Origin of the sequence: Sphingobacterium hotanense (genome assembly GCF_008274825.1) — a bacterium.
Classification (GTDB): domain Bacteria; phylum Bacteroidota; class Bacteroidia; order Sphingobacteriales; family Sphingobacteriaceae; genus Sphingobacterium; species Sphingobacterium hotanense.
Genome location: NZ_CP030848.1, coordinates 1223658 through 1239464, shown reverse-complemented (window position 1 = coordinate 1239464; position 15807 = coordinate 1223658). Strand labels below are relative to the sequence as shown.

The following is a 15807-nucleotide window of genomic DNA, read 5'->3' as shown; positions in this document are numbered from 1 at the left end:
ATGAAACAATCAATCATAATATGCGGGCTCGCTGCAGCAATTCTTAGCTCTTGTAATTCGGGCGATAAGTTAGCTGCAGTAGCTGAAAATGCGGTGAAGCCTACGGTTATCACCGAGGTAGTACCTAACGATACGGATGACCCGGCGATCTGGGTAAACCCTAAAGATAGTTCCGAAGTATTTGTTATCGGAACAGACAAGCACGAGAAGACTGGCGGTCTATATCTATATGACATGGAGGGCAAGATCGTTAATCAAGTCACGCCATTGGATCGTCCAAATAATGTTGATATTGCTTATGGATTCAACCTGGATGGCAGAATCGTGGATATTGCCGTCGTTACAGAGCGTGGCACGAACAAGATCAGGGTATTTACATTGCCAGATCTTAAAGCAATCGATAATGGTGGAATCCCGGTATTCGAAGGAGAAAAAGATCGCTCGCCAATGGGAATCGCTTTGTACACGAAAGCGGATTCTACAGGCAACAAAATTCAAGCAATTGTTGGTAGAAAAACTGGAGAATCTGGAAGATACTTGTTCCAGTATGATCTAATTGATAATGGTGGAACGGTAGTTGGTAAAAAAGTGCGTGAGTTTGGTAAATTCGAGGGTGGTAAAGAAATCGAAGCTATCGCTGTGGATAACCAATTAGGGTATATCTATTACTCTGATGAAGGCTTTGGCATACATAAATACTATGCAGACCCTGCGCATGGAAATCAAGAGCTTGCTGTATTTGGTAAGACGGATTTCAAAGAAGACCATGAGGGTATTGCGATTTATCAATCTTCGGATAGCACTGGTTATATTTTAGTATCGAATCAGCAGAATAACTCTTTCAACATCTACCCAAGAGAAGGTGTTGCGGGGAATCCGAATCAGCATCAATTGATTACCGAAGTTCCGGTATCAGCAGTTGAATGTGACGGTGCGGATGCGATATCACTTCCTATAGGTAGTAAGTTTCCGAAAGGAATGTTGGTAGCAATGAGCAACGGAATGGTTTTTCATTATTATGACTGGCAGATCTTTCAAGATAGCATCAACGCAAAGAAATAGTTGATAGATACTTTAAAGCGTTATTAAAAATAAGAGCAAATTGTTTATAAAAGAGGCTTCCGGAAACGGAGGCCTCTTTCTTATTTTTTAGCTAAGGTTTGGAGCTACCTTGCGAACGCAGCGTATTGGGGCGGCGATATTATTTCGATTAGTGGACACCAAAAGGCGTAGGTTTGTGTTCCCTGTAGATCTTCTATAATTCATAACAAAGTAGTTATTAATACCACTTGTTCTAAAATAGCCCGTATCGCCATACTCCGGTCTTTCCCCAAAAGGCCACCAGGTAGTAGTAACGGTATTCCCAGCTTTATAATCAAACATTTGTAGATACCCATTAGCATCCTTGTTTCCTAGCGCAGTAAAAATAAGATGTCCATGCGGATGGCGCGGCGCGCCGATATTTGATGCATTATCCCAGCTTATATACCATCCTTCATTTCTTAGTTGGTTTCTTCTGATTACTTTAGGGTCAGTAGAGCCGATTAATGAGTTGTATTCATCAGGAGTTGGAAGCCTCCAAAGCCCTTCAGGATAAACCATCTTACAAGGGTCATCCTGCTCATTAGGTGGTGCGTGAGGAGTAATTCCTCCATACCAGTAATCGCTATCTCCAATATTGTGAATGCCATTATTTATATTTCGGATATGAGGGTTATCATATCTGAATCGATATTTATTCCTATCAACGCTTTCATCATAGTATAAATTCCCTCTCGCCCAATAAGCTGTTCCCCGCTTAATTGGTGACTCCAACAATTCTAATAGTGCTTGGTAGCGATGTCCGGGTTTGGCAATAAAATCTGGGAAGGTAAAATCAACATTTTGAAAGGTACGAGGTATTTGGCTTCGTGTATTAGGAGCATTATCGTTGATACGCTCCGAAGTAACGATTATCTCATTGATTTTTAAGCTTAGACGCACTGCTGAGGAGTTAGCGGTAGTATAGAAATCTCTGTATACTGCCCAATTTAATGGGACCGTGTCGCTTATTACAGGATTCCATGTACGATAGCTTAGCATATTGACATTTGAAGTACTACTGTAACTACCATTCAATATCGAAAATAGACCATTCTTTAATCCTGAATTAGACGCCACGACATCCACATCTGCGGAGTTAATTGTTGCAAATACTCCTCTTGCGATGATTTCGAATCATATTCTTGCTAGCTGCCTGCTAAATGTGATGCTTATTGGATTTTCGCCATTAACGACACCGGAAGTCTTAATAAGCCCTGTACTATAAAGAAAGTCGTTTTCTGAGCTATTCAGGTTTGCGGTGACTGGCACATTATATCCGATGGAGTTTATCGCAGGGATATCTTCTTCTCTATTGTAAGAATATGCAAACCATCGGTAAGTCTTATTCCGATATACAGGAATCTTTAATGGGGAGCCCACAACACCTTGTGATTGATTGACGTAAGTTGTAGCCTCTCCTGCCGTGTTTGTATTGAATATGAGTACTCGATACCTTTTGTTAGGGCTCATGTTGCTAAGAGCACGCTTCTCAATTGACGCCTTAGAACCTTTGGTCTGTATAGATGAGCGACTATCCTCCTTTAAAGGTCTATCCAACGGAATCTCTTCCAAGAGTAGACGAGCTTCAAGTCCTTTAAACTCTGTTATTTTACGTGCTACTATCTCCCTTTTCTCCCGAGAGTTGTCCTTGTCGAAAATAAGTTGCTGAGCACGTGCGCTTCTCGTGGGATGATCTGCTGGTTTTAATATTGGTTCTATTGTCTCGGACGCGTTCAAACCTTCGATTTCAAAAGATAAGATAAAGTCTCCGTCTGCTATGCCCTCCCTTAGATGAGGAGGCTTCTCACAGGCACTAAGTATGAGAAAGAATATAAGAAATGGGGCGAATAAGTATCGTCTAATAAGATTCATAATGAATAGGGTTTGATTTATTGATAGCTAGAATTCCATTCTATATGTTGGGCCTTCATCTTCCACCCAATCTTCTACCTTCGGAGTGTGATTATTTCTCTCGGTAGTAATGAATGATGAAGTAGCAGCGAGGTTACCTTCCATATCGATAACAAGCATGGATATGGAAGGTCTTTTGTAGGGTAGTTTCTTTATCTTTTTAATGTCTGCATGAAGGGGTTTACAATTCATTGTTTAATTATGCTATTTAATATTTGAGAATTCCTCGTCATCGGCTTTTATCGATGATAGTGAATAAGTAAGTGATCTTGGGAAATTCAAATATAATAAATTTTCATTAAACGAATAATTATTTCTATTAAAACTATTATATTAATAATTTAAATAGTTTAAAAACCATTAATTATTGAGGCGCTAAGCAATAAGCGTCATTTTTCTAATTATTGTTAATATTTAATAATATTTCGTTAAAATATAGTTAGCAATACAATGAATATGAATACAACAAATAGATATAGGCACCTTTATTTTTAATAATAAGATGGAAATTTTAAAAATACACCTTTCTTCTAGGTGTTGTCTGGGTAGTTTAGTCTACCGCTCTAGTTAATAAAATTATTTTTGATTTCTATTACAGATATGCTCCTTCTTGTGAACTTCCATTGGGGATGAAAGCACGCTTCTATTGTTATTAGGGTTTGATTGAGGTATAAATGATGACTGTTCGCCCTGCAATTCTTGCATGGTAATCTTTGGACTGGTGTATGGAAGCTTCTTTTTATCGTTAGAGCAGCCTCCGTCTTGCTTATTCTGCATAATAAGTAAAATTAAACATAATGGTAATAATTTTTCCAGCTACAGGATAATACTAATAATTGTGTTAATGTAAATTGGTTGACGACGGTAAATATAATTTTATTTCGTATAATATTATAACTAAAGTTAAACATATTTCATTTAAAAAAATCGTTATTACTGACAAGAAGCTGTTTTAGAACACCATATCATCTTATAGGAAATTATCATTTCAGGTATGCGCCCTTCTTTGAAGAAGTTCTGATTTTAATAATTCATCTTTAATTGAAACTATTGCTATTTTAGAGAATCAATTCAGTAAAGGTTATTTATGGAAAATAAAGTGTTTTATGAAGGCCAAGTTCTTTGGTCGCAAATCGATGCAAATGTTCACTTGCGGCATTCTGCATATGCAGATTTCTGTGCGCAAGCAAGAAGCAACATGCTCAATCAACTCGGCCTGTCGTTGTCAGAGTTCTCAAAAATGAAGATCGGTCCTATTCTATTCCGCGAGGAGCTCAACTATCATCGTGAAATCAGCTTGGATGAATATATCAAAGTTACTGTAGAGATCAGCAAATTCAACCGTAAGAACTCAAGGTTCTCCTTCCGACATGAGATTTTCAAACAGAACGGTGTTAGAGCGGCCGTAGTCGTAGTTGATGGCGCATGGATGAACTTAGTAGAACGTAAGTTAGCTGCGGTTCCTGACGCTTGGCTCCCTGTTTTAGATAAAATCCCGCGATCAGAGGATTACGTGGAAATTGACGAATAGTTTCAGATTGGCATTACCTAAAGCAAAACATAATTCTAAAGCATTATTCCTTATCTTTGGCGTATGTTATATATAGTCCCTACACCGATTGGAAACTTGGAAGATATGACTTTCAGGGCTATCAACGTCTTAAAACAGGTCGATATCATATTGGCCGAAGATACTCGAACCAGCGCTCCTTTATTAAAGCACTTTGGCATTGAGAAAAAAGTATTTGCTCATCACCAACATAATGAACATAAAGCCGTATCGGAGATTATCCGACTGATGAAAGAAGGACAACAAATCGCCTTAATTTCAGATGCTGGCACTCCAGCAATCTCAGACCCAGGCTTCTTATTAGTTCGTGAAAGTATCAAAGAGGGATTAGAAGTACAATGCCTACCGGGCGCAACAGCCTTCGTTCCGGCACTAGTGAACTCAGGCCTTCCTAATGATCGCTTCTGCTTCGAAGGATTTCTTCCTGTTAAGAAGGGTAGACAAACACGCCTTAAAGCATTAGCTGAAGAGAAAAGAACCATGATATTCTACGAGTCGCCACATCGAATCTTGAAAACCATCGAAGAATTCATTCTCGTATTCGGCGAAGAGCGTCAAGCTTCTTTATCCAGAGAGATCAGCAAACTCTACGAAGAAACCGTTCGTGGAACATTGACCGAATTGAAACAACATTTTGAACAAAACCCTATCAAAGGCGAATTTGTATTTTGTGTCGCTGGGGCAGAATAGAATTAGAAACACGTATTTATTTTATTAAATCTTGAATCAATGGAAAATTACCAAATTGATAAGTACATACAAGACGGCCAAGATCCGAAAGTTGTAGAAAAGATTCATGGGAAGATTCTCGACATGCTTACGCCTGGCGAATCGATCAATTATATTGCATTACAAAAGAAACCTGCTGTTACTTTATTGCCTGATAGCATTACAGTAAGCAATAAACGCCTTTTCCTTTGCGAATTCACGAAGCTAGGTTTAGCAACAAACTTCGAAATCTTCGCATGGCAAGAAGTGAAAGATATCGCCTTTAAGGAAGAAATATTCGGATCTAAAGTAACGGTGATCCCATTTACTGGAGAAAACCTGACCATTGACTACATTCCGAAAACACAGGCTCGTAAATTATACCAGCTTATCAAAGCAGCATTAGACAACCTTCAAAATCAAAAGCAAGAGCCAAAAGAAAGCAAGATTGTTATTGAAAACAAACCTGTATATGGTACTCCTACTCCAACGCCTAAGCCTGAGCTGGAAAAACCTGTCGTGGCTCCGGCAACCGAAGTGACTAAACCTAGCGTAGAAGAAGAAAAAAGAGAGGAAAGGCCAATTACGGCTCCTTCCCTGAACGATACATTCCAAAGACAGGATCAGCGCCAAAGCGGCTTTCAATCGCCATCCACTCCCCCTTCCTCATACGCTGCAGCAGCACCAAAGGCAGAAGAGGACGATGAAATCACGCTGAAACTGAAAAAGCTAAAAACGCTATACGACAAGCAACTGATCACACAAGCAGAATACGAAACCAAAAAAGCTGAGATCTTAAGCACACTATAAGTTCATGAAATCAAACTATCTGTTAGCTTTATTATCAGCTTTCCTTTTGTGGCTGGCTTGGCCGCCCATCCCCTACACAGCGATCCTTCTTTTGGTTGCCTTTGTCCCTCTACTTATCGCGGTGGAACAAACCATTCGTGGCGATTACAAAAACAAAGGTCGCAAGGTATTTGCATTAGCCTTCCTAACGGGAGTGGTTTGGAACACTGCTTCCATTTACTGGGTCTATAATGCCATGAACGCTTTTTTGGATGCCATGCCTTCCTTGCTGATATCCCTCATCCCTTACACTCTTGCACCCTTACTTATGGGGCTTGCCTTCCGACTGTACTATCAAATGCGGAAAAGAAACAGCATCCTCATCAGTTTTATGGGCTTAATCTCTTTTTGGGTAGCCTATGAATATCTACACCAGTCTTGGGAGCTTTCATTCCCTTGGATGACCCTAGGCAACGGATTTGCGAATAGCCACCAACTAGTACAGTGGTATAGCATCACCGGTGTTTATGGCGGTACGCTTTGGATTTGGTTGGTAAATATTGCGCTCTTCCTGTTCATCTGGCAGAAGCGAAATAAAATAGAAGCCTACAGCAACAAGATTCTAATGGGAGCTGTGGCAGGTTTAATCCTAATCCCTTCTATAGCCTCCCTGATTTGGTACAGTCAGTACGAAGAGCATGTAAATCCATCCGAAATCGTCACGGTACAACCTAATATCGATCCCTTTGGAAAATGGGGACCAATAACGCCTGAAGATCAACTCAACGTTTTGACGAACCTTTCTCAGAAGGTCGCAAAACTAAATACTGAGTTTTTTATTTGGCCCGAAACGGCAATTTCCGACCGCAACGGCATTAACGAAGAGGAATTTAGAGAATATCCGCAATACCAAAAAGTACTGCAGTTCCTCGAGCCTTACCATAATGGAAATGTCCTGTCAGGTATCGAGAGCTATGTTCTATACGCCGATCAGCGTACGCCGACAGCAAAGCCTATCGGAAACATGTTTTACGACAGCTTCAATGCGGGAGTACTGGTCGATGGTAGTAGCAAGCTACAATTCTACCACAAATCTAAGCTCGTGCCAGGAGCCGAGCTGATGCCTTTTGGCAAGGCTTTAAGTCTCCTTAAGCCTTTTTTTGCACACTTTGGCGGAACGACGGGCGGTTATGGTAGCCAAGACAAGCCGAGCGTATTCTACTCCGCAAGTGGTATAGGCGCAGCACCGGTAATTTGCTATGAGTCGATCTGGGGCAATTACGTTGCTGAGTATGTCAAAATGGGGGCTCAATTTATTGCCGTCATCACTAATGATGGTTGGTGGGGCGACACCTCAGGGAAAGATCAGCACCTGCAATATGCGAAATTACGCGCGATTGAGAACCGTAGATGGGTAGTGCGTTCAGCAAATACCGGTATCTCGGCCTTTATCAACCAGCGAGGTGATATCGTGCAGAAATCATCTTGGTGGGTTCCAACGGCTCTATCCCAAGAAATCAACTTGAACGAAAACCTTACATTTTACACGCGTTCGGGCGACTTAATCGTCTACATCTGTTTGTTAACAGGTTTGATATCAATTGGTTTAATATTTGTCAGAAAACGAAATTAATCTGATTTTTTATTCTCCTTTATTTATATTTGCCGCCATGCACGTATATTTTGATAATGCCGCTACAACTGCTTTGGACAAAGCAGTAATCGACGTAATGGTACAAACAATGAACGACAACTTTGGAAACCCTTCTTCCATTCATGCGCATGGCAGAGAGACCAAAACAATCGTTGAAAGAGCTAGAAGAACTGTAGCTAAATTATTAAACGCATCACCGGCAGAAATATTCTTTACCTCTGGTGGAACGGAAGCAGACAACATGGCGATCGTTCGTGCGATTGAAGCCTACGGAATTACCCACGCCATTTCCTCACCTATTGAGCACCATGCCGTATTACATACGCTAGAAGAAATGCAGAAAGACGGAAAAATCCAATTGGATTTCCTACGTCTTGATCAGAAAGGAAATATCGATCTATCACATCTTGAAGAGTTATTAGCGAGAAACCCAAGAACCTTCGTATCGATTATGCATGCCAACAATGAACTTGGCAATATCACCGATATCCAGAAAGTAAGCGAAATCTGCGAACAATACAATGCTGTTTTCCATTCGGATACCGTGCAGACGATGGGACATTATGTACATGACCTATCGAAATTAAAAATCGACTTTATCACGGCTGCAGCACATAAGTTCCATGGTCCTAAGGGCGTTGGATTCTTATATATCAACAGCAGAAACAAAATAAAACCGTTGATCCACGGTGGTGCGCAGGAGCGCAATATGCGTGGTGGTACAGAAAATGTCTATGGCATCGTCGGCCTCGCCAAAGCAATGGAAATTGCATACGAAGAGATGGAAGCTCATCAGCAACAGATACAGGCATTGAAAGACTACATGAAAGAACAACTGCTGCAACACATTCCAGATATTACTTTCAACGGAGAGACGGATGCCAACAAATCGCTATACACTGTACTGAACGTTTCGCTTCCTTGCACTGATATGGGCGATATGTTGCTTTTCAACCTAGACATCAAAGGTGTATCCGCGTCAGGAGGTTCTGCATGCAGCTCCGGATCAGATATAGGTTCCCATGTATTACGAGGAATCGGAGCAGACCCACAACGTCCATCCGTACGCTTTTCGTTCTGTAAATTCAATACGAAAGAAGAAGTAGACTTCGTCGTGCAAGTGCTCAAGGAAATTTGCACCAAACACTAAGGAGCATATAACAAAATAAAGAAAGAGTTACCTAAAGAATTAGGTAGCTCTTTCTTTTTTTAAAGCCCAATAAACAACTTTTCCTTTTTCCATGGAAACAGCAACGGCTATGAAAGTCCCTGATACACTTTGAAAACAGACTCTTCCACAAAAAAAGGCTGTCGAACGACAGCCTTTTATTCAAATCTGAAAAAATCCTCTTACTTAATTTTCATCAACGTGTATTTCTCAGCAAGATCGCCTTTGATCTCTTTCCCTGATAAATCCAGCTGATTCAATTGGTTATCGAGAATCTTGTAATTGTAGTCTACATTCTCTAACGACAAGATATCCTTGTCAACTTTCCATTTTCCGGTACGTTCAAATACTTCCTCGCTCTTGCCAACATACACATAGCGTAAATGGTAGTTCTTATTTTTGTCTAGACTCAGCAATGTACTAATCATCGTACAATCGGCGCATGGTAAGTTGCCTTCATAGGTTCCTAACAGTCCGATTCCCTTTAGTGCGTTATCTTCCGACGCAAGCAACTGATTGACATTCGTCTTGTTGTTTATACAACTAATGGCGAATATCAGTCCAATGACTACGATCAATATGTAAGATAACTTTTGCATAACCTTTAACTTCTATGCAAAACACAAAAAAAATACCACAAATGGTTTTTTAAGAAAATTTAACATTATTCATCTTCGTCGAGCAGACCAGTCGCCGCCAAATGAGCATTCCGCAATTCGCCCAAAGCATGGAAATTTCGCTTTTGCTGGGCTATCTGCATGCCTTTTTCATAAATTTCAATTGCGCGGTCGTGTTCTTGTTTCGACTCTAAAAATTTTCCGAAGTGGTAGTAGGTACCCACGTAATCCTCATGTGCCGAAAGCAAATCTTCAAAGCCCGCTAAGGCTTGGCCATCCTCCCCTAACTTTACGTATTCCATCGTTAGGGCGTACTTTAAAAAAGGATCATTAGGACTCTCCTTCAAAAACTCTTGCAATTGGGCTATTCTTCCTTCCATAGCGCAAAAATAAGCATTATTCCGCAGAGCGGAAGAAATTGCAGCGAACAGGCTATTTACTATGCTAGCATAGAATTGACAATACAATGACAATTAAGGATTCAGGCAATTTAAATGAAATTATCATAAGAAAAAGCTAATTCAAACCAATTTAAATAGCCGATTATTAAAATAAGACATAAATTATTAACAAAATCACATTCTAACAGCATTGTTTATGACCATCAAATTCCCTCGCCGCTCCTTTGAAATGCTTAACAAAAAATGTAGGTTTGTGTAAAACGCTAGATTTATGAAGATATTAGTATGTATTAGTAATGTCCCAGATACGACATCGAAAATAACGTTTACCAATGATAACACCGTATTCAATACTGCGGGTGTACAGTACATCATCAACCCTTACGACGAAATCGCACTTTCTAAAGCTGTAGAGCTTGCTGAAGGCGGAAAAGGAACTGTAACGGTAATTAACGTAGGCGACGCTGCGACAGAACCTACCATCCGTAAAGCCCTTGCTATCGGTGCTGATGATGCAGTACGTGTGAATGCACAACCTCGCGATGCATGGTTTGTAGCAAATCAGATTGCAAACTACGCAAAAGGCCAAGGTTTTGATTTAATCCTGACGGGTCGCGAATCTATAGATTATAATGGTGCACAGGTAGCTGCTTTATTAGGAGAGCTATTAGACCTGCCATCGATTTCCATCGCGAAGAAAGTTGACATTCAAGGAAACGAAGCAACAATAGATCGCGAAATTGAGGGCGGTAAAGAAGTGTTATCTGTTTCGTTGCCAGTTGTTATCGGAACTGCAGAAGGCGTAGCGGAACCAAAGATCCCGAATATGCGTGGTATCATGGGCGCTCGCACCAAGCCGCTACAGGTAGTAGAACCTATTGAAGTGGCAGAACTTGCTTCGATTGCTCGTTATGAAAGCCCTGCTCCGCGCGGAACAGTGAAATTAGTAGAAGATGTTGATCAACTTGTTCAATTACTTCACGGAGAAGCTAAAGTTATCTAATCATTTTTAAGCAAGAAAAACACATGGCAATATTAGTTTATATAGAAAATACAGAAGGCGTTCTTAAAAAATCAGCATTTGAGGTTGCATCCTATGCAAAAGCAATTGCTGATCAAAAAGGAGATACCGTAGTCGCTCTTTCCATCGGAAATGTAGCAGATGCTGAATTAGAGAAATTAGGCAAATACGGCGTTTCTAAAGTATTGAACGCTAGTCAAGATAATTTAAAGAACTTCGTGAACAAAGCATATGCGTCGATAATCGCTTCAGCAGCGAAACAAGAGCAGGCTTCCATTGTTGTTCTTTCCAACTCGTTCAGCGGTAAAGGATTGGCACCGCGCGTAGCAGCAAAATTAGACGCAGGTCTGGCTGATGGCGCGATCAACCTACCGACATGGAACGGCGACAGTCTGGAAGTGAAGAAAACAGCCTTCTCGAACAAAGCATTTGCGACGGAGGTTATTTCTTCTGCAAATAAGGTAATCGCATTAAATCCAAATGCTTTCGAATTAAAAGGAGCAGCAACGAGTGCAGAAATTGTAGCCTTTACGCCAGACGTTAATGCGAACGACTTTGCAGTAATGGTAAAAGACATCGTACGTGCAACCGACAAAGTTTCTCTTCCAGAAGCAGAAATCGTTGTATCAGCAGGCCGCGGGATGAAAGGTCCGGAAAACTGGGCTATGATCGAGGAGCTAGCCGATGTATTAGGTGCTGCTACAGCATGTTCTAAACCAGTTTCTGATGCCGGATGGCGTCCGCACTCCGAGCACGTTGGACAAACCGGTATTGTGGTAAGCCCGAACCTATACATTGCTATCGGTATCTCTGGCGCTATCCAGCACTTGGCGGGCGTAAGCTCGTCTAAAACTATCGTCGTTATCAACAAAGATCCTGAAGCGCCATTCTTTAAAGTGGCAGACTACGGCATCGTGGGCGACGCGTTTGAGATCGTTCCTAAACTAACGGAAGCAATCAAAAACTTAAAACACAACTAGTCTAAACTAAACAATGAACGGGTGGCCTTGGATAAAAATAACAAGGTCACTTTTTTTTTGCTTCGAATATTAGCATCTTTGTAATTCCGTTAACGATTTGTCAATGAAGAAAATCAAGTTAGATATTGTAGGATTATCGTATAGCCAAACACAATCTGGAGCCTATGCGCTAGTGTTGGGGGAAGTAGCAGGAAACCGTAGACTACCTGTCATTATCGGAGGATTCGAAGCGCAGTCTATTGCGGTCGAAATCGAAAAAATGACGCCGAGCAGGCCATTGACACATGATTTATTCAAAGCTTTTGCTGATACATTCAACATTAAGTTGGAAGAAGTATTGATCTACAACCTCGTAGACGGAATATTTTTCGCTAAATTAATCTGCAATGATGGCGACAAGACCGTAGAGATAGATGCCCGCACTTCCGATGCTGTTGCATTAGCAGTACGCTTCGAAAGCCCGATCTATACCTATGATTTCATTATGAATACCGCCGGAATCGTGATCGAAGGCAATGATTTTGCATTCTTGGAGAATATCGAAAACGTAGGATCGTACAAACAAACAGAAACAACGACTCCCGAGCCTGAGCCAACGCCAGAACCAAAAGAGCCCGTAAAAAACAAACCCTCTCCGTATGCATCGCTCACGATGGAACAATTGGAGAAAACCCTAGAAAAAGCCATTGAGAACGAGCAGTACGAAACCGCAGCCAAAATCAGGGACGAAATTGAGAAACGAAAATCTTAATTCATAGCTTTTAAATAATCTCACCTATAAGTATGTCTATTAAACTTAGGTTGACCATAATGAACTTCCTGCAATTCTTTGTGTGGGGAGCCTGGTTAATCACTATTGCCAACTACTGGTTTGGCACTAAACAATGGGACGGAACACAATTTGGCGCTATCTTTTCAACCATGGGGATCGCATCGCTTTTTATGCCGACCCTAATGGGGATCATCGCCGATCGTTGGGTAAATGCAGAACGATTGTATATAGGTCTACACTTCCTCTATGCAGTCTGCTTGGTCTACCTCGCACAGGTGCAAGACCCCGGAAGCTTTTTTAATGTGATGCTCCTGGCCATGTGCTGTTACATGCCGACCCTCGCATTATCCAACTCCATCGCTTATACTGCACTTACGCAGGGCAATTACGACCTCATCAAAGCCTTCCCTCCTATCCGTGTTTGGGGAACCGTAGGCTTTATCGCAGCCATGTGGATCACCAACCTGACGGGCAGCAAAGCTACCGAAGGCCAATTCTATATCGCCGCAGGTGGATCCGTCCTCCTCAGCGTCTATTCCTTTTTCAACCTACCTAAGTGTCCTCCGCAACATCATCTGAAAGAAAATGCTAGTCTAGCGCAAATGCTGGGCCTGGAAGCCTTTAAATTGTTTGGCAATTTTAAAATGGCTATGTTCTTTATCTTTTCGATGTTCCTGGGTGCGGCCTTACAATTGACCAACGCATATGGCGATGTATTCTTAGATGAATTTAAGTTCTTCCCGAAATGGGCGGACTCTTTCGTTGTCGAATATTCCACCATCATCATGTCGATCTCGCAGATATCCGAAACCTTATTTATCCTCGCTATTCCTTTCTTCCTGAAAAGATTTGGTATCAAGCAGGTCATGCTAATTGCAATGGTCGCTTGGGTATTGCGTTTCGCATTGTTTGCCTACGGAGATCCATCCGCCGGATTATGGATGATTATCCTTTCCTGTATCGTCTACGGTATGGCATTTGACTTTTTCAATATCTCCGGATCCCTATTTGTCGAGACCACGACAAACAACCAGATTCGCTCATCAGCGCAAGGCTTATTTATGATGATGACCAATGGTTTTGGCGCTGTACTAGGTTCTCGTGTTTCCGGATGGGTTATCGATAAGTACTATACGCTATCTTTCAACGATACGAGCTCGCTGGCGGGCTTTTTGGACACCACGCCAGACAATCAGTCTTTGTTGAATTTTATTGGCTCTCGCGGCGTAGAAATAACAAATGGCGTATTTGATAAAGTAATCCAACTAAAAGATTGGCAACATATCTGGATTGCTTTTGCACTATACACGCTTGTTGTAGCAATTTTGTTCGCTATTCTCTTCAGACATAAACATCAAGCAGATACACCTGTTAACCACTAACAGAGATTTCGCTAAACATATTAAAAACACCCGCTAAGGCTTTACCGATGTCCTAGCGGGTGTTTCGATTTAATGGCTTTCCTACAGAGCATTTTGGAATAGTCTGCTGCCTACTATTGGTGCTTCATTAAGATAGCCTCCAGTATAAGTGATATCTCCTTCTGCTTACTTCCCTTCCAAGCCCAATATAAACCCAATGTATAACCCAATCAAACCCGCTCCAGAAGGGCTTTGATTGGATTATACATTGGGTATGATTGGAAAAGCTTTCAACGAAGGTCGGTTGGTCTCTCTACCAAAAAGTCGAAAGGACTTACGGGCTGCATAGGGAATAATAAAGTAGTCGTTTTGTTTATCTGGAGAATGCGGATAAAACGCTAAAGGGACAGCATTTTTATATTGACCTAGATAAGGTCATATATCTACAACAGAATCAATGTCCCATCATTGAAAGGCGGACAAGAATGGAAGCGTCAGATGTTTTGTTGAAACGTGGTAGTTTCAACAAAAAAGCCTCCAATTTCTTGGAGGCCTTAAAATATGTACTATGATTAATATTTTAGAATTTGAGAGTTGGCTTAGAACTTGTAACCAGTCCAAGAGAACGCTGATGCATCAGCACCTTTTAAACCGTCTTTCTTAGTGATCGTAGCGTTTACGTCATTTTTGATCTTACCTTTATCTAATCCGTTTGCAGGATCGATAGTGTACTCAATTGACGTTCCGCTGTGACCAGCACCTTTACTATCTGTTAAGTCGATCAAATCAACTACAGTAGTTCCAGCTCCGAATTTAGCGTAAGCGTTTTTGATTGTCGCTTTAGCACCTCTACGGATTTTGAATACATCATGCATTGTTAAGTTTGCATCAGCACCTGGAGCGTTGTTGATGATCGTGATACCGTTGATTGTGAAATCTGATTGGTTGATGTCTGTAGGAGTTTCTCCATCTAAGTTACCATCAGCCTCAACACCACGTGGATCTTCAGTTACAGGTAAGTATTTCGCTTCTCTGATACCGTAAGCATTTGTAATAGTACCTCTGTATCCTTGAGAGAAATCGAACATATCATCTGTACAGTTCACTACTAAGATGTTAGTTGCATCAACAGTTCCACCAAAGAACTCGATAGCATCGTCATCACCGTATGATAAGTAGATGTTGCTTAATTTTGTTCCTTTACCAACACCGTTCAACGTTAAACCGTTGTGTTCCGCTTTTTGGTCGATACGAGCTCCTGTATATTCGATTTTTACGTAGTTCAATATACCTGAGTTATCATTTACATCATCGCCACCAAATTTGATTTTGTTGTTGATTTCTGTACCTGCATCACTTACCGCACCTTCTTTTCTTGAAAGAGGAGCTTTACCATTTAAGATGATACCACCCCAGTCACCTTGTTTCGGAGACGCTGCATTCGATGTAAACACAATTGGTTTGCTAGCTGTACCGTCAGCGATCAATTTACCGCCTTTTTCTACAAGGATGTAGATATCTGTACCATTAGCCGCAGCTTTGATCGTAGTACCTGCAGGAATTGTTAATGTTGCTCCTGAGTTTACTAAAACTGTACCAGATAATGTGTACTCAACGTTTGCATCTAAAGTTGTGTTTGCGGAAATATTTCCTTTTAATTCAGCTTTACCACCTGGAGTTGGTTTTACTGGTTCATCATCTGAACATGCTGTGAATGCGAATGCACCTGCTGCGAAAATTGCTAATAACTTTGTTTTCATAATCATTTAATT

At 41.1% G+C, this 15807-nt stretch carries 17 protein-coding genes; 10 read left to right on the top strand and 7 right to left on the bottom strand.

From position 1 onward, the window contains the following. Entirely contained in the window at window positions 1-1062 is a 1062-nt protein-coding gene (locus tag DSM08_RS05175; RefSeq protein WP_149525160.1) for a phytase, read from the top strand. An 87-nt stretch (window positions 1063-1149) separates the two neighbouring features. On the opposite strand, the gene DSM08_RS05170 is transcribed toward DSM08_RS05175, so the two are convergent. The 4 genes from DSM08_RS05170 to DSM08_RS05155 all read right to left on the bottom strand — a co-directional run bounded on the left by DSM08_RS05170 (window position 1150) and on the right by DSM08_RS05155 (window position 3771). Next, window positions 1150-2082 carry a hypothetical protein gene (locus DSM08_RS05170; protein WP_187773980.1) on the bottom strand — a complete coding sequence of 311 codons (933 nt, stop codon included), beginning with the start codon at window positions 2080-2082 and terminating at the stop codon, window positions 1150-1152. Between the two features lie 135 nt (window positions 2083-2217). Next, window positions 2218-2955: a hypothetical protein gene (locus DSM08_RS05165; protein WP_149525158.1), complete on the bottom strand. Its 738-nt coding sequence runs from the start codon at window positions 2953-2955 to the stop codon at window positions 2218-2220. Between the two features lie 27 nt (window positions 2956-2982). After that, window positions 2983-3186 carry a hypothetical protein gene (locus DSM08_RS05160; RefSeq protein ID WP_149525157.1) on the bottom strand — a complete coding sequence of 68 codons (204 nt, stop codon included), beginning with the start codon at window positions 3184-3186 and terminating at the stop codon, window positions 2983-2985. A gap of 384 nt (window positions 3187-3570) precedes the next feature. Next, complete coding sequence (locus DSM08_RS05155) at window positions 3571-3771, bottom strand: hypothetical protein (protein WP_149525156.1); 201 nt, start codon at window positions 3769-3771, stop codon at window positions 3571-3573. A 310-nt stretch (window positions 3772-4081) separates the two neighbouring features. Between DSM08_RS05155 and DSM08_RS05150 the strand changes: the two genes are divergently transcribed. The 5 genes from DSM08_RS05150 (at window position 4082) to DSM08_RS05130 (ending at window position 8865) form a co-directional block, all read left to right on the top strand. Then, window positions 4082-4525: an acyl-CoA thioesterase gene (locus tag DSM08_RS05150; protein ID WP_149525155.1), complete on the top strand. Its 444-nt coding sequence runs from the start codon at window positions 4082-4084 to the stop codon at window positions 4523-4525. Window positions 4526-4588: 63 nt separating this feature from the next. Next, window positions 4589-5254 (top strand): 16S rRNA (cytidine(1402)-2'-O)-methyltransferase, encoded by a 666-nt coding sequence (rsmI, locus tag DSM08_RS05145; protein ID WP_149525154.1) that lies wholly within the window; start codon window positions 4589-4591, stop codon window positions 5252-5254. A gap of 39 nt (window positions 5255-5293) precedes the next feature. Continuing rightward, on the top strand, window positions 5294-6082 hold the full coding sequence (locus DSM08_RS05140) for a PH domain-containing protein (RefSeq protein ID WP_149525153.1): 789 nt from the start codon (window positions 5294-5296) through the stop codon (window positions 6080-6082). 4 nt (window positions 6083-6086) lie between these two features. Continuing rightward, on the top strand, window positions 6087-7694 hold the full coding sequence (gene lnt / locus DSM08_RS05135) for an apolipoprotein N-acyltransferase (protein ID WP_149525152.1): 1608 nt from the start codon (window positions 6087-6089) through the stop codon (window positions 7692-7694). Between the two features lie 37 nt (window positions 7695-7731). Continuing rightward, window positions 7732-8865, top strand: coding sequence for a cysteine desulfurase family protein (locus tag DSM08_RS05130; protein WP_149525151.1), 1134 nt, complete (start codon window positions 7732-7734; stop codon window positions 8863-8865). 200 nt (window positions 8866-9065) lie between these two features. On the opposite strand, the gene DSM08_RS05125 is transcribed toward DSM08_RS05130, so the two are convergent. Both DSM08_RS05125 and DSM08_RS05120 read right to left on the bottom strand, forming a co-directional pair. Continuing rightward, window positions 9066-9482: a copper resistance protein NlpE gene (locus tag DSM08_RS05125; protein WP_149525150.1), complete on the bottom strand. Its 417-nt coding sequence runs from the start codon at window positions 9480-9482 to the stop codon at window positions 9066-9068. Between the two features lie 65 nt (window positions 9483-9547). Then, window positions 9548-9880, bottom strand: coding sequence for a tetratricopeptide repeat protein (locus DSM08_RS05120; protein ID WP_149525149.1), 333 nt, complete (start codon window positions 9878-9880; stop codon window positions 9548-9550). Between the two features lie 292 nt (window positions 9881-10172). On the opposite strand from DSM08_RS05120, the gene DSM08_RS05115 reads away from it, so the two are divergent. The 4 genes from DSM08_RS05115 (at window position 10173) to DSM08_RS05100 (ending at window position 14056) form a co-directional block, all read left to right on the top strand. Beyond that, the gene (locus DSM08_RS05115) at window positions 10173-10904 is read left to right on the top strand and encodes an electron transfer flavoprotein subunit beta/FixA family protein (RefSeq protein WP_149525148.1); all 732 of its coding nucleotides are present in this window, start codon (window positions 10173-10175) and stop codon (window positions 10902-10904) included. Between the two features lie 23 nt (window positions 10905-10927). Next, window positions 10928-11902 (top strand): electron transfer flavoprotein subunit alpha/FixB family protein, encoded by a 975-nt coding sequence (locus DSM08_RS05110; protein WP_149525147.1) that lies wholly within the window; start codon window positions 10928-10930, stop codon window positions 11900-11902. A 103-nt stretch (window positions 11903-12005) separates the two neighbouring features. After that, on the top strand, window positions 12006-12653 hold the full coding sequence (locus tag DSM08_RS05105) for a bifunctional nuclease family protein (protein WP_149525146.1): 648 nt from the start codon (window positions 12006-12008) through the stop codon (window positions 12651-12653). Between the two features lie 32 nt (window positions 12654-12685). After that, window positions 12686-14056: a nucleoside permease gene (locus DSM08_RS05100; protein WP_149525145.1), complete on the top strand. Its 1371-nt coding sequence runs from the start codon at window positions 12686-12688 to the stop codon at window positions 14054-14056. A 578-nt stretch (window positions 14057-14634) separates the two neighbouring features. Here the strand turns inward: DSM08_RS05100 and DSM08_RS05095 are convergent. Then, window positions 14635-15795, bottom strand: a complete 1161-nt coding sequence (locus tag DSM08_RS05095; protein WP_223110866.1) for a hypothetical protein — start codon at window positions 15793-15795, stop codon at window positions 14635-14637. Between the last annotated feature and the right edge of the window lie 12 nt (window positions 15796-15807).